At 61.2% G+C, this 19,844-nt stretch carries 16 protein-coding genes; 7 read left to right on the top strand and 9 right to left on the bottom strand.

The window, feature by feature from the left end:
* Positions 1 to 528 precede the first annotated feature (528 nt).
* Positions 529 to 1,221: a DUF2971 domain-containing protein gene (locus HNP60_RS18985; protein ID WP_184156565.1), complete on the top strand. Its 693-nt coding sequence runs from the start codon at positions 529 to 531 to the stop codon at positions 1,219 to 1,221.
* A 3-nt stretch (positions 1,222 to 1,224) separates the two neighbouring features.
* Here the strand turns inward: HNP60_RS18985 and HNP60_RS18980 are convergent, their stop codons facing one another.
* Positions 1,225 to 1,857: a GIY-YIG nuclease family protein gene (locus tag HNP60_RS18980; RefSeq protein ID WP_184156562.1), complete on the bottom strand. Its 633-nt coding sequence runs from the start codon at positions 1,855 to 1,857 to the stop codon at positions 1,225 to 1,227.
* A gap of 257 nt (positions 1,858 to 2,114) precedes the next feature.
* The gene (locus HNP60_RS18975) at positions 2,115 to 2,771 is read right to left on the bottom strand and encodes a hypothetical protein (RefSeq protein ID WP_184156560.1); all 657 of its coding nucleotides are present in this window, start codon (positions 2,769 to 2,771) and stop codon (positions 2,115 to 2,117) included.
* A 272-nt stretch (positions 2,772 to 3,043) separates the two neighbouring features.
* Between HNP60_RS18975 and HNP60_RS18970 the strand changes: the two genes are divergently transcribed.
* The 3 genes from HNP60_RS18970 to HNP60_RS18960 all read left to right on the top strand — a co-directional run bounded on the left by HNP60_RS18970 (position 3,044) and on the right by HNP60_RS18960 (position 7,828).
* Positions 3,044 to 5,434, top strand: a complete 2,391-nt coding sequence (locus HNP60_RS18970) for a DEAD/DEAH box helicase (protein ID WP_184156558.1) — start codon at positions 3,044 to 3,046, stop codon at positions 5,432 to 5,434.
* On the top strand, positions 5,431 to 6,711 hold the full coding sequence (locus HNP60_RS18965; protein WP_184156556.1) for a hypothetical protein: 1,281 nt from the start codon (positions 5,431 to 5,433) through the stop codon (positions 6,709 to 6,711). The genes HNP60_RS18970 and HNP60_RS18965 overlap by 4 nt, the downstream gene beginning before the upstream one ends.
* Positions 6,712 to 6,892: 181 nt before the next feature.
* Positions 6,893 to 7,828 carry a hypothetical protein gene (locus tag HNP60_RS18960; RefSeq protein ID WP_184156554.1) on the top strand — a complete coding sequence of 312 codons (936 nt, stop codon included), beginning with the start codon at positions 6,893 to 6,895 and terminating at the stop codon, positions 7,826 to 7,828.
* 28 nt (positions 7,829 to 7,856) lie between these two features.
* Here HNP60_RS18960 and HNP60_RS18955 read toward each other — a convergent pair whose 3' ends face one another.
* From HNP60_RS18955 to dndB, 5 genes are all read right to left on the bottom strand, one after another.
* Positions 7,857 to 9,689, bottom strand: coding sequence for a DUF262 domain-containing protein (locus HNP60_RS18955; RefSeq protein WP_184156552.1), 1,833 nt, complete (start codon positions 9,687 to 9,689; stop codon positions 7,857 to 7,859).
* 135 nt (positions 9,690 to 9,824) lie between these two features.
* Positions 9,825 to 10,214 (bottom strand): DNA sulfur modification protein DndE, encoded by a 390-nt coding sequence (dndE, locus tag HNP60_RS18950; protein ID WP_184156550.1) that lies wholly within the window; start codon positions 10,212 to 10,214, stop codon positions 9,825 to 9,827.
* Complete coding sequence (gene dndD, locus HNP60_RS18945; protein ID WP_184156548.1) at positions 10,214 to 12,214, bottom strand: DNA sulfur modification protein DndD; 2,001 nt, start codon at positions 12,212 to 12,214, stop codon at positions 10,214 to 10,216. The genes dndE and dndD overlap by 1 nt, the downstream gene beginning before the upstream one ends.
* Positions 12,211 to 13,770, bottom strand: a complete 1,560-nt coding sequence (gene dndC, locus HNP60_RS18940) for a DNA phosphorothioation system sulfurtransferase DndC (RefSeq protein ID WP_221414667.1) — start codon at positions 13,768 to 13,770, stop codon at positions 12,211 to 12,213. The genes dndD and dndC overlap by 4 nt, the downstream gene beginning before the upstream one ends.
* Positions 13,760 to 14,833: a DNA sulfur modification protein DndB gene (dndB, locus tag HNP60_RS18935; RefSeq protein ID WP_184156546.1), complete on the bottom strand. Its 1,074-nt coding sequence runs from the start codon at positions 14,831 to 14,833 to the stop codon at positions 13,760 to 13,762. The genes dndC and dndB overlap by 11 nt, the downstream gene beginning before the upstream one ends.
* Before the next feature lie 99 nt (positions 14,834 to 14,932).
* Here dndB and HNP60_RS18930 point away from each other — a divergent pair, with 99 nt between their 5' ends.
* Positions 14,933 to 16,069: a cysteine desulfurase family protein gene (locus HNP60_RS18930; protein ID WP_184156543.1), complete on the top strand. Its 1,137-nt coding sequence runs from the start codon at positions 14,933 to 14,935 to the stop codon at positions 16,067 to 16,069.
* Positions 16,070 to 16,235: 166 nt separating this feature from the next.
* Here the strand turns inward: HNP60_RS18930 and rlxS are convergent, their stop codons facing one another.
* A complete protein-coding gene (rlxS, locus tag HNP60_RS18925) occupies positions 16,236 to 18,200 on the bottom strand; it encodes a relaxase/mobilization nuclease RlxS (protein ID WP_184156541.1) in 1,965 nt (654 codons plus the stop codon).
* Positions 18,201 to 18,445: 245 nt separating this feature from the next.
* On the opposite strand from rlxS, the gene HNP60_RS18920 reads away from it, so the two are divergent.
* Positions 18,446 to 18,814 (top strand): hypothetical protein, encoded by a 369-nt coding sequence (locus HNP60_RS18920; RefSeq protein ID WP_184156539.1) that lies wholly within the window; start codon positions 18,446 to 18,448, stop codon positions 18,812 to 18,814.
* On the opposite strand, the gene HNP60_RS18915 is transcribed toward HNP60_RS18920, so the two are convergent.
* Entirely contained in the window at positions 18,811 to 18,963 is a 153-nt protein-coding gene (locus HNP60_RS18915) for a hypothetical protein (protein WP_184156537.1), read from the bottom strand. The two genes, HNP60_RS18920 and HNP60_RS18915, sit on opposite strands and share 4 nt — an antisense overlap.
* 1 nt (position 18,964) lies before the next feature.
* Here HNP60_RS18915 and HNP60_RS18910 point away from each other — a divergent pair, with 1 nt between their 5' ends.
* Positions 18,965 to 19,765 carry a DUF3800 domain-containing protein gene (locus tag HNP60_RS18910; RefSeq protein WP_184156535.1) on the top strand — a complete coding sequence of 267 codons (801 nt, stop codon included), beginning with the start codon at positions 18,965 to 18,967 and terminating at the stop codon, positions 19,763 to 19,765.
* The last annotated feature ends 79 nt before the right edge of the window (positions 19,766 to 19,844 follow it).

The raw sequence follows: 19,844 nt of genomic DNA, 5'->3' as shown, positions 1-19,844 counted from the left end.
GGCCGCCGGTTCTCTCGGCTGAGTGAGATCGGCTGAAAGCGGCTTAACCGAAGTTGGATCTGGAGGCTGCGCAGCGCGCCCTGTCAGGTCACGGTTTCCATCGGGCGCTTAAGGTGCCACGGTCGAGTGACATCGGCCAGCGCGATGACGTGTAATTTTGAAGATCCTGCGGCGTTTGCCGGGCTTTGAGATAGGCGATGGTCACGACGCTGCGCGGCTCGAATGTGCCGAGCAGTGACCTCAGTTTCTCTGACCGTGATAAGCCCATGGCATATTTATGGCATAATTTTCAATGTATCTGCCGCGAGGATTTGCCACCGCTGGAAGAGCCGGCGCGCAATTTGCCATCCGGTCACACCTCGCGACAACGGCGTTGCACGGCAGCGCCCGCCGGGCCGCACTCGTAACCTAGTCTCGCAAGATCCCATACTCTTCCGATTACCGGTCGGCGCTCGCAAGAAGTTAGCCATGCGGGCGCAATGGCTATATCTCGATCGACGAAGAAGCGTTGAGAGGAAGTTCAATCGCATGAAGCTGCATTCAGACGTAATCCGACGCTATACGTCGTTGTCGAGCGTGGTTGATATCCTGCGCCGACAGCAGCTGCCGCTCCTGAATCCCGAAAGCTGGGATGATCGCAACGATCGTTATTTTATGGGCCTCTACAAGGAGGCACGCCAGCTCGGCGGGCTTTATGCACTTTGCGCTGCCCAATGCGCAGAAACATATCACCATTGGAAAGTTTTTACAGGCGGCGCGGATGGGGCCTGTCTAGAGATAAAGCGGGAACCATTTGAGGCGCTGTTGTCCAAGCTCCAGCATGTGCGATTCAAGACGGTAGACTATCTCGTCCTGGAAAAGGTCGATCGGCTTCGGCCACAGGACCTCGCCAATCTTCCCTTCTGCAAGCGATATGGGTTCACGGACGAGATCGAATATCGCGTCATCGCCGAAACCGCAGAGCCGCAGCAGCCGGTGCTCAGAATCGACTTTCCGCTCGAGCTCATTGGCCGGATCGAACTTAGCCCATGGTTGCCCGATGCGGTCGCCCAAAGTGTGCAGGCAGTGCTTTCATCCATCGTGGCGGACCACGCGATCGAGATCAGGCGCTCGCGCCTGATCGACAATGATCGCTGGAAAAGGGCCGGCGATCGTGTGGTGGGCAAGAAGGCGCGGGCGGTCCACCTCAAACCCAGCTCTTCCCGTAAAGCAGAGAAGTAGCGGCTAGCGTTGGGAAGGTAGTTCGACGCGGCGCCCCGCGCGCCGAATTCGCTTAACTTTCTTCTTCCCCGTGGACCTTCCCGCCGCCTTGGAACGCCGTGGTCGTTGCCGTCGCACCACTTCGGATTTGCCGACATTGGTGGGAGAGTCTGTTACGCTACGCGCTTTGCCGACCACCTGTTGGCAGTAGCCCTCGCAAATCTGGACGTCAGTTTCTGCGATAAGGAGGAATTCGCCGCCGCAGGAGAATTGCCGACGTTCCGCCCAGGTCAGGATCGCCTGCTCACAGCGATATGCCTGCATGAGATCCTGCATTTGCCATTGCCGTATCATCCGCCAACGAAGCGGCACGATTGTCGGGAACGCGGCGTTCAGCTCCGCCGAACGGCGGCGAGGATCGCCGCTGAAACCGACTTTCAGCAGGATCTTCCCTTGCTCGGTTCGGAAGCCGAGAAGTCGCGCAACGTAGACGAAAGCCGCTTCGCGGCGGGGCACTCGCGTGACGTCGATGGTCGTAGGAGCAGGCCCTCGCGACGGCGAAGGCGGTATGGTGCAGCGCTGAGCAAGGCTGGCGCGGGCCGCTTCCGCCGCTTCGATCAGAGCCAGTGACGAATGGCTGAATTCTTGCCAGATCATACGCTCCATCTCCGAATCGGAGCGCGTTGGCTGTCCGGTCCGCTTGCTAACGAAATGAGCGACCTTCCTTGCGACACCATGCGGATTGCGAAAGCGACCATCGCCGCCCCCGTTCTCACTCGCCCGCAGAAAAGTCGAAAGAGCAAGGACATCTGGATCTTCGCTGGTCGGGAGGCGCCGGCGGTCACTCGCCAAGTGAAGGGCGAGGATTGTCTCGTCGCGGGTCCAGAGCGGCAGGCCGTTGATCGTCGGTTTCCTTAGGGCTTGGCTCGGAGGAGGAGCGGCACTGTGTGATCGGCTTGTGCCTTCGCTGCCAGTGCCGGATCGATCCACGCCAGAAGCTTCATTACTTTCGCGTGCTGAAGCGAAAGGTCGAGGTCGACAAGCGGCTCGTGGTGATCAATCCTATTGCGAAGGGCCGCGGCCTGAGAGCCGAGCTGGGCTAGTTCGTGCCTCCCTTGGTCGGCGGGAAGATGGGGGAAGACGACACGCAGCTGCGTGCTCCATACATCCGGGTTGAAGACGGGCCGCAGCAGACCGACGCAGAGCCCGAAGGACGATTTCGCCATCATCGCTTCGGCGTCGATGGCGAGACCGTCCTTCATCAGGCGACTCACCGCCTCAGCGATGCTCTTCCGGTCGGCGTGGGTCGAGCGGCGCGTGAAGGACGGATCCTGGAACCATCGATGGCCGTAGACGGCGGTAAAGGCGTCGTTCACGCGGACGCGCAGCGCCAGCTCTGCCTTTTGAAGCGGCCGATAGAATGCGGCGCCGACCTGCTCGTTCCAATCGTGCAGTGCCAGAGCGCGGGTCGCGTCATGTCCGGCGGCGCGCATAAACTGGCGGACACGCGCGCGTGAGATGCTTCCGGAGAGCCCGGGGACGGAAGGGAGTTGATTAGCAGCGCGCGTCACCTTATTCTCCTCCCGTGAGCCGGTGAACCGTCACTGCCGACGGCATCACGGTCCCGGACCCCAGAGCCCCGCGACAGCCCTTCCGGGCCCTCGCGGGGTTTCGTTTTTTCTCCCCCTTCACTTCGCTGCCGCGCCCACGGGCGCGGCTTCGACTCCTGCCCTATTACACGCCCCCTCCGCAGCCGCAAGCTCTTTTCGACACAAAATGGAACGAAAGCCATTTGAATTTCAAAACGCTTGCATTTTGGAATTGGCGCGTTTAGAGGGGCGTCATGGCAAGGATCAACGTCGGTAGCGAGGAGGTGCAGCGGCTCGTTCGAGAGCTGGTGGTGCCGCTGTATCTGGACACGGGCGGCGTCGCGGCGGTTGCCAAGCTGCTCAACGACGTGCTCGCCGGAGACGGGCAGCCGATCCATCAGAACCGGCTGCACGCGGTTCTCTCAGACATGTTCTCGCGCGGGCTCAATGAACAAAGCTTCGACACGCTGCGCCTGGCTGCCGAACGGCTTGGTCCGCGATCGAGAGCGCAGCGGGCGGCCGACCAGCAACGCCTGGCCGAGGCCGGGCATCGCATCATGTCAGCCAGCGGCGGCGCGCCTGTCGACCTGGCGCTGGCGGCAGAGCGGCTCTCGCTGCCGCCAGCGGTGGTCCGCCTGTCTCTTGAAGCTGTAGGTCAAAAAGCCGCCCCGACGCCCGAGGAAGAGCCGCCCCCATCCACCGGCCCCGACTGGAGCTATCAGGACAAGGCGCTGGCCGATTGCCTCGACGCCTTCAGGCGTCGTCCGGCGGGCAACATCGGCCTCGTTCTGCCGACAGGCGCGGGCAAGACGCGAACGGCCTTCCGCATCATCTTGGAGATGCTCGCGCGCGCCCAGTCGAAGGACTCGAAGGCAATCTGGGTGACGCATCGCAAGTCGCTTCATGCGCAAGCGAACCGCGAGCTCGACAAGTTGCTGACCGAAAGCCCCAGTTCGCTTCCCAGCGGAGCGCTGGACCTTGCCGGTCGCGTTGAATTCGTGATGCTGGCGGAGGCGCTTGACAGGATCAATGCCGGTGAGCCGCCGGCTCTCGTCGTGATCGACGAAGCGCACCATGCGGCTGCGCCCACCTATCAGCCGATCTTCGAGGCGCCGCACCCATTCCCGGTCTTGCTGCTAACGGCGACGCCGAACCGACCGGATCTGCTTCCGATCGGCATCGATGAGGTGGCCTTCACCATCACCTATCGAGAATTGGCTGAGCGGGGCGCGATCATCACGCCGACGTTCGAGTCGTTCGCGGTGGAGGATTTCTCCTTCTCCGACGACACGATCAACGATCTGGTCGATCGTCTCGTTGCCGACAGTGCCGACCGGTTCAAGAAGACGCTTGTCCTCGTGACTCGGCGCGAGCAGATGCGCCTGCTCCACGAGCGTCTGGCCGTGGCGATCGACGCCGACCCGCGGCATCCGCTGCGATCGACCGACGTCGGTTTCATCGACGGCACCGGCAATTCGCTGTCGTTGGACAATGAGGATTTCCTGGCGGTGTTCGCCGCCAAGCCTCGAGCGATCTTGATCTCCGCGCAGATGCTGCTCGAAGGGTATGACGATCCCCGCATCGACGCCGTTGTCATCACCTACAAGACCGAGAGCGTGATCAAGCTGATGCAGGCGGCGGGGCGCTGCGTGCGCTATGCGCCCGGCAAGACGGAAGCCTGGGTTGTCCAAGCGGACAATCCGACGCTGGCCTATCGGTTCGACCAGCGCTGGCTCTATCAGGAGATCGACGACCGCCTACTTCCCGAACTGCGCGACTGCGATTTCGCCGACAAGGGTGAGTTGCTGACGCTCGGCGCCGAACTCTTGGCGGCGCACCATGTTGAGGCCCGGGCCCGGGCGGACGCGATGGATACCTTGGCGGCGAGCGATCCGGCCCATCCGCCCCGGCTCATGTTCTATGGCCTCCCTTATTTCGGCGCGCCGGAGGATTTCGAGCAGAATGCCGCGTGGGGCGTGTTCGTCGAGACAAGCGAGAATTCCGCGGTGTTTAGGGCGGTTTATAACCGTTTCAGCCAGATGGGGGCGGAGCGATCGGATCCCAGCGAATTTCTGGACGTGGTCGGCCCAAGTCTCGGAATGCCGCAGGGGGACCAGCGCTTCAGGCGCCAGATGATGGGCGTGCTGACCGCCGCCTACTTTGCGCATGAGGAACTAACGCGCGCGCCGGGCGCGGCGCAAGGCAGTCGCGGGTACAAGCCCAACCATAGTACGACCTGGCTGCGCTACGTGACATTGCGTTATCGTCCGGCACTGCCGTTGGCGCTGTCGAATTTCCTCGCCGACTGCCATAACCGCGGCGAGGTCGAGCGCAGCTATGTTGTCGATCCTGAGCGCTATGCGATGGCGATCAAGACATCGCTCCCGTTCGGCGGCAGCGAGGCCGTTCTGCTCACCGCCGACGTGACGGCGGAATTGATCGACTGGCTTGAGCAGATCCGCGCCGCGCTGCGGCTCGTCGAGCCATCGGAGCAGCTGGCGCAATTCTCGATGATGGCAGCGCGGCTTGTTCAGCCGCGCCTGCCGCTCACTCATCTGGCCCGAGCCGATCGCCTGCTGTCGGACGATGGACGGGCGCAGTTCAGTCTTGATCTTACCCCGAATACGAAGGAGCCCCGCCCGTGAGCATCAACGATCAGACCAAGAAGGATCTCGGCAAGCCGTTCGATCTCGAACTCGACAAGATCGCGCTTGATCCCAACAACCCGCGCATCGCGCCCAAGCCTGCGCCGGGCTACGCCAACGCGAAGACCATCTTTGATCCCGAGGTCCAGAGCAAGCTCGTGGTGAAGGTCTACGAGACCTACAATGCCGGCGATCTTGAAGCCTCGATCATCGAACAAGGGTGGACGCCGGTCGACCAGATTCTCGTCTGGGAGCATCCCAGTGGCGAAGGTCATATTGTCGTCGAGGGCAATACACGTGTCTCGCTGCTCAAGCGCCTGCCCGAGCGGCTCGATCGCGAGCAGAAGAAGCTCGATCGTCTGATCAAGTCCGGGTCGCCACAGTCGCAGATCCACCAGCAGGAGTTGTTGATCAAGAAGATCGAGCAGCTGATCGCCGATACCAGGACGCTCACCGTCTATCCCGTGCTTGCCGCCGATGCGACCGAGCTGCGCTTGAAGCTGCCGCGTCTGCTTGGCGTGCGCCACGTGATGCCCGCAAAGGGCTGGGGGCCTTACGCCACCAATCTTTACATCATCTCGCTTTATGAAAGCGCCTATTACGACAAACACGGAGAGGACGAGCCGCTTCGGCTGGAGCAGCCGATCCTCGACCGGATCGCGGCCGAGCTGCCGCTCAAGCCGGATCAGATCCGGAAGAATATCCAGGCCGTTTCCGCGTTCAGCCACTTCAAGGCGAATTATGAGGAGCAGATCGAGGCAGCTGGCAACAAGCTCGGCGCGGGCGATCAATATTATTTCGATAATATCCTGGCGAGCACGCACGCGCGCAACGAATTCGGTTTCACCCCGGATCGTCTTCAGCTGACAGACGAGGGCGAGGAGGCGCTGTTCAAATGGGCCTTTTCCAAGAAGCGCGAGACCACGGGCGACGATCCCGACGCTATCAACGAGAATGTCTTCCAGAAGGCGGAGGATATCCGGCTGTGGCAGAAGATCGCTCGTTACGATGCGAAGACGGGGACCACGAACTTCTCGCGGCGGCTGAGCATCTCGGAGCCGGACGATGCAACGCCGGTTTGGCGCCTCAACCGCGAAGCGGATTCGCATCGGGAGCAGAATACCCCCGTCAAGGCGCTCAACGATCTGTTGAACGGGCTGAAGCAGATCAAGCTCGACACCTTGCTAATGCAGGGGGAGCATATCAAGCCAATGATGGAGGAGGCGGTCGCACAGATCCAGAAGTTCGTGAAGTTCATCGACGACAACCGCCAATAGCCTGTTCGTCGCGATGGGCACGCCATCAGCATCTCAATCGTCGCAGAGCCCTCCCGCATGGCGACGCTGGAGCCTTGGGCGATTAGAGACGCACCTGCGCCGTGCGACGCGAAATTGGCTCATCGCGACTGCGGGGAGGGTCGACCCCGACCCGCCGCGACGGACGCGCCCAAGTTTCACGTTGGACCAGCTCGCACGCTTGCCCTCGGCGGACCGTCTGGACCGGAGCGCGGCGGATCAAGGCAGGCTGCGGACGCGGTTCAAGGCCACGGATCCGATCTGGAATGAACCCCAGCAACAAACCAAGCATTGGACCCCGCTACGGGAGCATATTAAGCGCCTGTGCCTGGTCGCGGGAGAGCTTGAACAAGGTTCGCCCGATGCGGATTGGTTTCCGATTTTCGAGCAGCTGCACCTCGCGGCCTCGCTCAACGACCTGTCGTGCGACACCGATATCACCAACACGAGCTTCATGTGCAGTCCCGCTGCTGAGTATGAGGACGTGAACAGCGAGGTCGCCGCGAAGCACCTTGCCGGCGTAATCACGTTCAATCTCGTCTGGGCAGCCTATGAAGGCGCAGTCGCTTTGGCGCGAGGCGCGGACGGCAAGGGTCAGCCGAAGGGCGCCTTTGGGCGCGAGCTCTTGCTGCGCAGGTTTGGCGACCGGCATATGCCAGGCCTTCGGAACGCGTTCGCGGATGCGATCGCGCTGCGCTTCGACAAGGGGCGTACCCTGCAGGGTCCGGAGGTGCGGCGCGCGGCGGCCGGCGGAGCGCTCGCCGCGCTCGCCGCCGAGCATCTGCGCCAATTCCGCAACGCGCTGGCGCATGGCGACCTGCGCAAGCCGGACCCGGACGATTGGGGTGAGCGATCGACCTACGCGGTCGATGACGATCCTGCTATCCGGCAGTTCCCTGCGAACATCCGCCTTACCCTCATCCTGATCCAAGTCCTGATCCTGTGCGCGCTTGATCCGGACGAGCTTATTGAGGAATGGCATGATGGCCCGGTGTCTGCGATCGACTATGTCACGACCTTGCATTGCGCCGCGCCAGCGCGGGATGAGCCTTTTCTGTTCGAAGAGGTCGCGATCCCCCAGCCCCTTGGTTGGAGGTGAGCAGAACTACTGCGCGTGATGAATGCTCCTACGGCACGAAAATCTTGAGGGCCATCTGGACGAGCCTATTTGCTCGCGCTTCGAACGTCGCCTTTGTCCAGTCAGCAAGCTGGCCGACCTCTCGATTTAGGGAAACGTTGGACTTGGCGAGCATCTTCTTCTTTTCGGCGAACGGTTTGTTCGCAAGCGCGTCATTGTCATCTGGCCCAAAAATCGCGAGGTTGCCGAGTGCGTCCTTGAGCGGTTCCATCGCCGCTATTTTGTCGGAGGCCTTTGCTGAGCGCGGGTAGATGTGTTCCAGCGTGGTGTTCGAGAAGTCCAGAATGGCGGACTTGTCCTTGCATCTCGGAACTCCATTGGCGCCCTTTTCGAACCAGCTGCGATGATCTTCGAGAGTAATCAGCAGGTACCGGATGTGACCGTTTCCTGCCCGCTTATTGTATCGCAGCTGGCGCAAACTGGCCTCGAAGACGTCAAGAGGAACCATCTTGTCGAGAAGATCCCCGAGCTCCGTACGCAGCGTGCTGAGTTTGTAGCCCGCCGGATTGTCGCGGATCCTTTTCGCATGCCGCAGATATAGGTCCGTCATCGGGCTGATATGCGCGTTACCGATAGTCTTGTAACGGAAGACGAACCGTTCGAGCGAGGCGACCGCTTCAGCAAACTTTATAGATCCCAACTCGTGCAAGGCGAGCAGCAAAGGCATTGCATTGCTATGCTTGAGATGGGTGACCAGCATAGACAGCCGTTCGCGATCCCATCGGACGGTCGACTTGTCCTTCGAAAAGGGCCAGGCACCGTCGCCCATTTTATCGAGCAGCTCGAACGCGGCGTCCATGCGTTCGACTTCATCCACGATGGAGTTTGCCAGCGCTTTCGTGACCTTTGTGCCGGCTGTGACCTTGAACCTGTACTCCAAAAACTGGTCGGTCAGTTCGGACGAGGAGGGACGCTTTCCCTCGTGGCTTGAGTAATACCACTTCAGATACGTGTCGATCACCTTGGGCTCGTAGGCGAGCACCTCGTCCCAAGCGCTAGCGAGCCCTCCCTGCGAGCTTGCCAGAGGGGTCGCGTCGAGCAGCTCCATCGTAGCTGCTCGTAGAAGATCACTGTCGGTGAGCTGGACGCCCCGATCATTGAGCACTTGGAATATCTGATACGCCTCCGAGCGGGTGTCCGAAGACATAAAAATAACAGTGCAGTCCTCCCCTAACACGCGATCGGCCAGCAGCTGGATGTGCTCGGCATTCTTTGCGAGGCCTTCAGACAGGAACGTTGTCTTCACGAAACTGGTCAGTAGGTCCCACGCTGTTTGCAGCCGGTCGTGAGAAGCGCGGCTACTTGTTGGTGACTTGCCCTCAAGCAGCCCTATGAAAAAATCGCGATCGGCGTCGGAAAGCGTAAGTTTCGGTACCTCGACATATTCGAGTGCAATGCTGTCCCGGTAGTGGAGGTAAAGTTTGGAGAGGGCGTCCACCGTATTGGTGAGGAATGCGCTTGCCTTGGTCTCTTCCTCAGAGGGCTTGGCCTTCTTTGTGAGATCGCCAAGGGCGTTGCGCATTTGCGCCACGAGCGCCCCAATCAGTAGGACGAAGGAAGCCAGGCGTTGCTGGCCATCGATGACCTCGTAATTTGATCGGCTCGAGTTTCCGAGTGCGCTCGGCACGGTGACGATGCCGCCAAAAAAGTGGTTGAGTTTGCCGCCTTCTTTCCGCTTGGCGAGGCATCTCGCGATGTCGTGGATGAAGTCAGAAACCGCCTGGTCGTCCCACGCATAGCCGCGCTGATATTTCGGAACGGCGAAGGTGTGCTTTTGTTCGAACAGCGTTCTGATCGACAACTGATCCGGCTTGATCCCCAATGACGCTCTCCACTGCCCGCCATCGCGGGTGTCGGCCGTCCCCGGCTAAGGGGACGGGAGCGTTGTGCCCGACCGAGTGAGCGGCGTCACCGCATTTTGTGTCGCGCCTACCGGCGGAGCGCCGACTGAGCGGCCTCACGCCGTGGCGCAAGAGACCTCAAGTTGGCCGAGAAAGTCCCTGATTGACCGCAGGTCGCGATCATTTGCCAAGAGGCCGATGCCACGATGCAGATGAAGCCGGAACTGCTGGGAGATGGCTTCTTCCTCTAGCGAAATCCCGTCGCGCAGGCACCGCGCTTTGAGCAGAGCCATATAGACGTCGCTGTGGCGGCCGCCGAAGACGCGCCAAGACATTTCGACATTGCTGTCGCTGGGGATTTTCGCGGGGGCTGGAGGTGTCGGCTCGGCGAGCGAGCGACAGAAAGCCCAGCGGCATAGCACATTCCACTGCTCAAGGCCCGTATACCGCTTGAGACGGATCAGCTGCTCGCGAGCTTGCTTCGACAGCCGGATATGTTCAACCATCAGGCGGCCTCCTCGACACGCGGAGTGTCGTCCGGGAAATAGCCCTCCTCGACTATGGTTCGCGCTTCGTCTTCGTCGAACCGGAGACGGTAGCTGCGTCCGACCGAGTGCTTGAGATCACGGTAATAGCGGCGCGTGATTTCTTCATCGGTCGAGAGCAGCATCACCTGATGGCTTGCATGAGGGAAATAGCGGGTGACCAGACGGGAGCGATGAGCGGAATCGAGTCGGCCGAGCGGCGTGTCGATAACGGTGGGAAGTGGACGCCCCGAGGCGCGCGCCAGTCCCCAGATGATGGCAATCGCTAGGAGCTGACGTTCGCCTGCCGACAGGCGTTCAGCAGTGATCGTGCGGCCGCGAGAGCCCTTGAGCTCAAGGTGAAAGGTCGACGGGTCGATGCGCAATCCCGTGATGAGATTCTCCTTGCGCATCAGCTGACGGAAACTGTCGAGCACGAAGGCCTCGATGCGCCGAACATGCCGCTCTACGACCGCCGTGCGGAACTTGCCCAAGGTCTCGCGCACACGGGAGCTGTGAATGAGGATGCGACTGACATCCTCGCGCTCGAACTCTGCGCGTGCAACGCTCTCCAACAAGCGCGTTTCCTTCTCGCGTAAGGTCTCAAGCTCACGATCAAGACGACTGAGCTCGGCGTCGCGGCGTCCCTGTTCATATTCGGCGATCCTGAGCTCGTTGTGCGCGATGTCGCGCTGACTGATCAGATCGGCAATTGCTCCCTCGCTCGGGATCGCGGAGACCATCAGCTTGGCATGCTCGATTGTCGCCGCGAGTTGCTGCCCCTGGGCAACAAGATCGGCGCCCTGGCGACGTATCTCTGTCAAGTCACCATCGAGGAGACTGGTAACCAGCGCGTGGGTTCCGGCGTCAAGTTCGAGGAGACATGGCTCGCCAGCAGCGGACCGCAGGGTGTCGATGCGTGCCGTTGAATAGGCAAGGAACGCCGCCCGGTCCTTGGCCGACAGCTTGGCCAGCGCGGGCAATTGCAGCAGGGCAGCATGTTCGTCCGCGATGATCTCGGCGGTATGCGCGCTTCGTCTGGAGAGTTCCTCCCGCTTCGCCTGCTCGACAATATCGTCGAGCAGGTGGGTCACCAAGGCGAGCGGGGCCGCGCCCGCGGCCAAGTCGCGCATGGAACGGTGGACGGCATCTTCGGCGCGCCGTGATACGCTGAGTTCCGCCTCGAGGCGACCACGATCCTCATAAAGGGACCCGCCTTCGCGCTGGTAACGCTGATCGAGTTCGGAGACCGTCCGGCGCAGCCGGTCAATGTCGACAAGGGCGGCGGCACGCTCTCGCACAACACCACTACGCGCCGCTGCCACCTGTCGGATCTGGTCGCGCAGGGCGTTCAGCGCCTCGGCGTCCTCGGGTGCCTTGAGTTCGGTCTTCTTCCGGCGCTCGATGGTGACGAGGTCGGCGTTCAGGCGCTCGACGATGTCGAGCCCCAGCAGGTTTTGGATGGCAGTACGAATCAGGATCGGTGCCTGCGCGAGATCCGCATAGCCCTCCACCTTCTCGCCATCGAACAGAAAGAGGTGGGCGATTCTGGCGGGGATGAAATCCTCGACCTGCGCGCTCCACTGTTCGCTCGCTGCGCGGTCCAAGCGATCATTACGGATCACCTGAAAGCGCTCGCGCACCTGTTCGCCCGCTGACCAAGAGCGCGTGAGGCGCCAATTCTGCACCTCGCCGTCGACCGTATGCCGGAAAGCCACTTCGATCGCGGCTTCCGAAGCTTCGGCACCATGGTGCACGCTGCGCCGCAAATATTCGTCGTAAGTCAGGTCGCCGCGTCCTGCGCACTGTGCGACATTGCCGAAGAAGCATAGCTGGAGCGCATCGAGCAGCGTTGTCTTGCCGCCGCCGTTCAATCCGCCGAATAGAATGATCGGCTTGTCCCGCGCCGTGGGAGTCAGCGCGATCCGCTGGCGCCCGCCATAGACTCCGAAATCGTGGAGGACGAGTTCGTCGAGGATCATGCCCGCGCGCTCCCTTCCTCATTGGCGGTGAGCCCCTCCAGCGGCAGCAGCAGATCTTCCTCGTCGTCCTCTTCACGCAGGCCGCCAAGATAGTCGCGACGGCGAAGCGCGGTCTCGGCTGCTTGGTCGGCACTATCGTAGGAGCCGCGGCGTAGCGACTGCTCAAGCGCCTTGAAGAGCCCCGATCGCCGCGCCATTGAGCGATGCTGGCGCTCTAGATCGAGCAACTCGCGCGCCAACTGAAAATGCAGCTGATCCTCCCCGCACAAGTCGCGGAGGACCGCGATCTCGTCCGCGCCGAAGGCCAGGCTGTCGTCCATTCGGCCATCGGGGAACGGTTCTCCCAGCACCTCGTCGTAGATGCGTGGCAAGCTGTCCTCGATTTCATGCTTGTCGACGACCCACAGCCGGCGGATCTCGCGCAGCTCGGGCAGACTGATCAGCTCGATTTCGTCCATGCCCTCCGGGCCATTGCTCCGGATGTGGCGCTGAACCTCCAGCACCCGCCGGAGCCAATATTCCCGCGTGGATTGAAGGTACGGGCCATGCACCATCCGGTTGTTGTGAAGCTGAAGCGAACCATTCATCTTGCGAAAATCGCGTAAATGCCGGTCGTCACGCTTACCGCTGGTCTCATCACGCACGTCGAGCTCGTTGCGCAGCTCAAGCAGGGGGAGCATCCACTCCTTCTCGGCATCGTTCTGGATCATGGCGGTCATGGACTTGTCCTTTTCCACCATAGTGCAGACCCAGCAGCCGAAGCGGCTGTCGCCGCAGCTGGGCGTCGAAGCGTCGATGACGAGCGGGCACTCGCCATCAGCCGACGCGCCTTGGTACATCGTCAGCAGGTCCTTGTTGTGGAAACCCCAAGGATTGCGGACCTGCATGAGGAAGGTCCAGACATCGTCATTGGTCCAGTTCTCGATCGGCGAGTATACATAGGAGTTGAGGAGCTTGCCGTTGGGGCTGAGCTTGTCTCGCACTCGCTTTTCCTCGAACCGCTCCATTGCGCGAGCGCGCGCCTGGCTCTCGGCCTTTCGCGTACCGAGGACCACGATCGCTTCGCCGCTGGCCTTCACGACCTGAGCGATGAAGCGGTTCGATGGATAGATTTTGAGACGGTCGGTGCACCAACGAAACTTGGCGCGAGGTGCAGGATATCCGCGACCGATCAGCGTCGTCCAGAAGGACTCCGTCGGATCCGGCGTAAGGCGGTGCGAGGTCAGAGGGAGCCCTTTCTCAGCAGCTGCCTGCCCGAGCTTCTCAAGCGATCGTCCGACCCATGCTGCTACAATCGGATTTTCGACGAGTGTATCGGTGCTGATCACATAGACGGGCTTGGTAAGGTTGGTGGCGTCGATCCGCGCCAATGCCATCCAGATGAGCTGGAGTGTCGCCGTGGAGTCTTTTCCTCCGCTGTAACCGACAACCCAAGGCGTATTGTCTGCCCGGTACAGCGCAGTGATTTCCTCCAGCAGTTGATTGATCGTCTGGCGGAATCCAAGCTCACGAAACGCGGAAGCGCTCGCCTTGCGATCACCGGAGTCAGGCTGCACGTGCTTCTCTCCCAAAGGCGTCTTCGAGCGTCTGCTCCTCGGCCGTAAGCGCGAGACCAAAATGAGACTTGATCACGTTTGCGGTCAGGATGACGCTCTGGTGGTTCTTAGCCAGGCGACCAGCTACGATGGCGCGCCCGTCCCAAATCGGCGCCTCTCGGCGCCAGTCGAGGCTCGCTAATCGGTTGAGGCGATCCTGCTTCTCCGGCTTGCGCTTGAGTAATGCGTTGCCAACGCGGCCTAGGGCATGAAGCACGACTCCGTGCGAATGGATGAAGCCGTCCCGGACCGCGCCGGCGGTCAGTTCGCCGCGACGCACCTCCTCCCACTGCGGAAATTGGCTCGCGACCTTGCCCCAGAAACGGGCGGCGGCCGCCGCTCTCTCTTCTGAGCCTTCGATCTCCAGATCGCTCAACAAAGCGGCCGTCGCAGTATAGATCGCGCTTAGGGTGAAAAGTGGCTTGGATCGCGGCGAGAGGCTCGAGCGCTCCATCTCGACAAGCTCCGCCATCTCGGGGAGCTGGCTAAGCACGAGCTTGGCGAGCAGTGCTTGGTCATCACGATGATCATAGAGCACGCTCAGCGAGCGCGAGGGGCGCACGGCATAGCGGTTGAGGTCCGCAAACATCTGCTGGCAACGCTCCAGCCCGCGGTCATGGAAGAGCACGACAGCGATTGTCTCGTCGCCAAGTTCGGGTGCTTCGGCAAGCGCCGCCTGGATCGCCGCTTGCCGATGCTGGCCATCATTGATGATGATGCGAGATGCCATCGGCACACGAAGTACGCCGAGCTGACCATTGGCGCCTTCGGTGGGGGTAAACTTCGCCTCCCCGTCAATCGATGCGGTAAGCGCGGAGAAAACATAGCTATCGCGATTCTCGACCAGATAGCGGACCATCTCCGGTAGGCGCCCGCGATTGAGCTGCCGCTGCGCCCGCAGGGTTGGATCGAGCGCGGCATCGGTGAACAGAAAGAGCTTGTGGACGATGCTAAGCGGGCACATCGCGACATAATATTCTCGTCCCGCCTGGATCCCGCGAACCGCGGGAAATTCGAGCATCATGCGATCGGCCCTTTTGTTTGCGCCTCAGTAGCTCTACCCTACTCGCTGGAAACATACAGGGCAACATTGCAAACGAAGTTTGTGTCGAACCAACCAAACATGACGCCGGTTTATCTAGACTTTGCCGCGACGACGCCCGTTGATTCGCGCGTCGCCGAGCTCGTTCTGCGCTTGATGACGCAGGAATATGGCAATGCCGGCAGCCGCACCCATGCCACCGGCGCAGCCGCCCTGAAGCACGTCAATAAGGCGCGTGAGCAGATCGCCACGGCGCTGGGCAGCACCAGCGATGAGATCATATTCACGAGCGGTGCAACCGAAGCAAACAATCTTGCGCTTCTCGGGCTTGAGGCGTTCGGGCGGCGCGTTAAACGGATGCACGTCGTCTCCACGGCGATTGAACACAAAGCGGTGCTAGAACCGCTTCAGCGTCTCGAAGTCCGTGGGTTCGAGCTGAGTCTTGTGCCGCCAGACTCGAATGGGCGGGTCGATGCGCAGGCGCTGCTGGAGGCGGTGCGTCCCGACACGCTCCTTGTTTCGGTAATGCACGCGAACAATGAGACAGGTGCCGTGCAACCGATCGGCGCGCTCGCTGACGGTTTGGAAGGAAAGGACGCCTATCTTCACGTCGACGCCGCGCAAAGCTTCGGCCGCGAGACTCCAGCACTGCGCCACCGCCGAATCGACCTGATTAGTCTGAGCGGGCATAAGCTATACGCCCCCAAGGGAGTCGGTGCCTTATGTGTAAGGCGACGCGACCGCCAACGTGTTCCGTTGGAGCCGCTGATGGTCGGAGGCGGTCAGGAGAGAGGCTTACGCCCCGGAACCTTGCCGGTGCCCCTGATTGCCGGCTTCGGCCTGGCAAGTGAGTTGGCGCACAAGGAGCAGGAAAGCCGACGCGCGCGATGTGCGGCAATACGGTCGGAAGCGTTGCACGCACTCGCTCCGTTGGCGCCCGTCGTCCACGGAACTGATGGGGCGGTGCTGCCGCACATCCTGAGCTTCGCGGTACGAGGGGTCGATTCCGAGGCAATCATGGTTGCTGCAAACGACCTGGTCGAAATTTCTAATGGCTCGGCTTGTACCTCCTCCGAATATGCGCCGAGCCACGTCCTCGTCGCGATGGGACTGGACGAGGATGTTATCGCCGGAACAGTGCGCGTTTCCTGGTCACACGATGTGGGCGATGTTCCTTGGGAATTGTTCGCCCAGCGTATTGCCGATCTTCGCCTCTGACGAATGGCGCGCTTCAGATCAGGAAGCTAGAGAAAGGCTGCGCACATTGTCTCCGACAAGAGACCGGATCAGGGCAATTCTGTGCCGCCGCACCGGGCCTATGTTCATACTGATCCCGACAACCCAGCTGACGAAAACTGGTAACATCTAGCGCCAGATTAGCGCTTCAGGAAATTGTCGGCCCCGAGCGGCCACGGCCGAACTGCCAACTAATGCCGTCGGCGCGCATAATTCCGGTGGCGGCCTTGCCGATGTTGCGGTCGAGCACGTTACGCCACGGCACCAATGTAAAATCACGCGACCGTTCGACCACCGCGAAGCTTCCGCTTTCGAGGTCGACCCTGCGTGCGATGACGCCCTCGATCCGCTCGCCGAGCCGGGCGGCTTCGAAGCGCTTGCCGAGCCCGGTGCCGATCCGCTCGCCGGCTTCGCGCAATTCGCGCTGGCGGAGGCTGTCGATCGCGCCGTCACGATACCGGAATGCTGAGCGTTCGCCGTCTGCCAGTTGCTGCTCGATCAGCCACTGCCGCCGTGCGGCTAGGGCCGTCCGGACCTCACGTCCGAAGCCGGCATCGCGAATGGCGCCATGGCCGCCTTCGGCGAGCTCCCGGTCGAGCCAGGTCGAGGCACCCCTAACGGACAGGTCAGCGACCGGGGAGTGTGACATCACCAACAGGGTCACAGGCCGGTCCCGCTGCAGGCGCGCGGCATAGGCTTCGGCCCGGGCGAGATGATCGCCGGGAATGGTCCAGCTCCCGTCCGTCAGGCGTTCCGGCCCGGCGCCTGCGCGCCGCATTGCTTCGAGGCGGCGGACGTGGCTGGCGGCGAACGCCTCGCTGGCATTTGGATCATGGCGAAGATGCAGGTCGACCGAGTAGCGCCCGCCATTGGCGCGGGCGACCGCATCGAGGGTCCGGTCAGCCTGCGTCGCCTCGATCCGCGACGGGGCGATCTGCACGGTCGCCCCCTCCTGTACGGACGGTGTCGCGTCACCCCGGCCGATATCGACATAGTGGGCCCGCCCATCGACGCCATCGACCATCAGATAGTGCCGGTCGCGATGCTCATCGGAAAAGCCCCGGCAAATCACACGACCCACAAGCGGCTCGCGCAGGTCATTCGACACCACCTGCTCGACGCCCGCACGGTCGAGCCGCCGCGCGGTCAGTTCGCGCTGCATGACCCGGATGACATCGCCGCGCTCGCCCATGCGGCGTAGCGTATCCTCCAGACCGTCGGCGAGCCGGTAGCGGCCACCTCCGACATCCTCGGCCAGGTCCATCGCCTTGAGCTTGCGCAGCCTCCCAGCCGCGACCGATTGCTGGAACGGATCGTTGTCCGTCGCCGCCACGGTGCGATCGACATCCATGCGACGAAGCAGGCGCCGGTCGATCGCGGTGAATCGCTCCTGGTCGACATCGTGACGCAAGCGCGCCTCGATCTCGTGATCGGTGCGAGGACCAAGGTCGAGGGTGACTAGTTCGGACGCGCGCTCGCGAAGACCGTGCGAGATATATTCGCGCGCGATGATGAGGTTCTCGCCGCGATCGTCGACACCGCGCAGGACGATATGGGTGTGGGGGCGCTCGGTATTGAAGTGGTCGACCGCAACCCAGTCGAGCTTGGTCCCCAGGTCCTGCTCGACCTGCGCCATCAGTCGCCGGACATAGGGCTTGAGGTCGGGATATTCGGCGCCGTCCTCGGCCGAGGCGATGAAGCGGAACTGGTGCCGGTCGCCGGCGGTGCGCTTGAGGAAATCATCGCCATCGGCGCGGTCGGTCTCGGGGCCGTAGAGTTCGCCCGGAAGCCCCTCGCGCGTGACCCCGTCGCGCTGGATGTAGCGCATGTGCGCGCGGGCGACCTGCCCGGCCTTGCCCCGCAGGCGGATCAGGCTGGCTTTCACCACCGCCCGCCGCGCCCGCATGCCCGTGAAGCGGTCGCGGCTGGACAACAGTCGCCCGACGCTCGCGCCGCGCCCGATACGGCTGCCGTCGAAGCGGCGCGCCTTCACACCGGTCTTGGTGCCGGCGAGCCGCGCGGCGGCGAGGATGCGCCCGCCATATTTGGTGGCGCGCTTGCCGTCCTTGCTCCGGCTCCGGCCCAGCTTCGGCTTGAAATCATCGTCCGGCATCGAAATGTCCCGGAGTCTCGTGATTTTGCGCCAAAAACGGCGAATTTCCGTCATTTCTTGCGCGACAGTCTCGCAGCCGCAGGCTGCTGTCTCCCGAAAAAAGGATGTGCAGACAACCACTTGGGAAGTGTCGCGAGACACTGCCTTTATCTTGTTTCCCCTCTCTTCCTTCCTCTCCACCTTCCCGGCTCAAAAAAGGCGTTTGTATACTTTGCAAACGCAGGGGCCGTTGATATGATGGCGTCATGGGGAAGGCCGAAACATGGATCGCTTTGGGGGGAGGCCTGCTGATGACGGCGGCAGGCATCATCCTCAATGCGGTGACCCTGATCCTAATGGCAGCAGTCTGCTATGCAGTTGCGTTGCTGTTATATCTTAGGCAGCGTCGTTTGGCGAAGGGTGTTGACATGAGCAAGGGGCCGAAAGATGCGGTGGGGGCTGAAATCCATGACGAAGCAACGGGGATTTTGTTGGAAAACAACATTGGCTTCAGGATGAAAAACGTCCGAATACTTGGCTATAAACGCGGCTTAGTAGCTAAGGGCAACCAAGACTCCGAAATTACTTGCACCATCATAGCAGATTCCCAAAAACCATCTGACGAAACCGATTAATTTTCTGGCGGCGACGGAGGCTTGGCCTTCGCCACCTTCTTCAACCGCTCATCCCAGCGCGCCTCATCCTCGTCCGCTTCTAGCTCGCGGGCGGCTTCCTTGAACTTGTCGAGTTGACTCTGAGAACCCTTCGGCGGATTGTCGGCCATAATGTTCGTCCATCCCTCTAAGCGCTATCGCCTCTATATCGACGAGACTGGCACACAGTCACTCAAGAAGGCGCATGTTGATCGGTTCCTTTGTCTCATGGCCATCGTCATGCTTCAAGAGACGCACGATCAAGCCTTCACTACTGAGGTCTTGAAGATCAAGACAGACATGTTCGGCCATAGTGCTGAGGCTCCGGTTATCTTCCATCGACGAGACATGGTGCGCGGCGAGCCCCCATTTGAGCGCCTTAAGGCAGATCCATTTTTCGCCATGGAATTCGAGACACGGTGGACGGATCTTGTGGAGAAATCTGCTTACCTGGCGATGGCTTGTGCAATCGATAAAGACGAGCACATCAAGAAATATGTCGTTTGGCAGCATGATCCTTATCACTATTGCCTAGAAATGCTGCTTGAACGGTTCGTGAAGTGGCTAAAGCGCCATAAGTTCTGCGGTGATGTGGTCGTGGAGTCTCGGGACAAATACGCGGATAAACGGCTCAAGGCTGCATATCGTCGCTTCTACGACAGCGGAAATTTGGCTGTAACGGCGGAAATGGCCCAAGAGGTGTTAACTAGCAAAGAACTCAAATTTGCGCGCAAAAGTGACGACATTGCCGGCCATCAGTTGGCCGATTCATTGGCCCATCCAATCTTGCGATATATGAAAACTGAGAATTTAAATGAGCCGCCGGCGACCGGTTTCGGCGCTCGACTCGTTGACATTCTTAAAGCCACAAAGCTTGCGCGGAAGCCTCGGACGGACCTGATCCAAGGCTGGGGCCTGAAGTGGCTTCCATAACGAAAACGGGGGCCCTAGGCCCCCGCTGAACGCGAAACACGTTCTCCCTCCAGCCTTAGCTGGATTAAGAAGAATCTAG

The sequence above is a fragment of the Sphingobium lignivorans genome (assembly GCF_014203955.1).
GTDB lineage: Bacteria > Pseudomonadota > Alphaproteobacteria > Sphingomonadales > Sphingomonadaceae > Sphingobium > Sphingobium lignivorans.
This window is presented reverse-complemented; position numbering and strand designations above follow the sequence as displayed.

Excerpts from the sequence above, each read along its gene's own strand:
- HNP60_RS18985 (WP_184156565.1), top strand. The coding sequence starts at position 529 with ATGAAGCTGCATTCAGACGTAATCCGACGCTATACGTCGTTGTCGAGC.
- HNP60_RS18980 (WP_184156562.1), bottom strand. The coding sequence starts at position 1,857 with ATGATCTGGCAAGAATTCAGCCATTCGTCACTGGCTCTGATCGAAGCG.
- HNP60_RS18970 (WP_184156558.1), top strand. The coding sequence starts at position 3,044 with ATGGCAAGGATCAACGTCGGTAGCGAGGAGGTGCAGCGGCTCGTTCGA.
- dndE (WP_184156550.1), bottom strand. The coding sequence starts at position 10,214 with ATGGTTGAACATATCCGGCTGTCGAAGCAAGCTCGCGAGCAGCTGATC.
- dndD (WP_184156548.1), bottom strand. The coding sequence starts at position 12,214 with ATGATCCTCGACGAACTCGTCCTCCACGATTTCGGAGTCTATGGCGGG.
- dndB (WP_184156546.1), bottom strand. The coding sequence starts at position 14,833 with ATGATGCTCGAATTTCCCGCGGTTCGCGGGATCCAGGCGGGACGAGAA.
- HNP60_RS18930 (WP_184156543.1), top strand. The coding sequence starts at position 14,933 with ATGACGCCGGTTTATCTAGACTTTGCCGCGACGACGCCCGTTGATTCG.
- rlxS (WP_184156541.1), bottom strand. The coding sequence starts at position 18,200 with ATGCCGGACGATGATTTCAAGCCGAAGCTGGGCCGGAGCCGGAGCAAG.
- HNP60_RS18920 (WP_184156539.1), top strand. The coding sequence starts at position 18,446 with ATGGGGAAGGCCGAAACATGGATCGCTTTGGGGGGAGGCCTGCTGATG.
- HNP60_RS18915 (WP_184156537.1), bottom strand. The coding sequence starts at position 18,963 with ATGGCCGACAATCCGCCGAAGGGTTCTCAGAGTCAACTCGACAAGTTC.
- HNP60_RS18910 (WP_184156535.1), top strand. The coding sequence starts at position 18,965 with ATGTTCGTCCATCCCTCTAAGCGCTATCGCCTCTATATCGACGAGACT.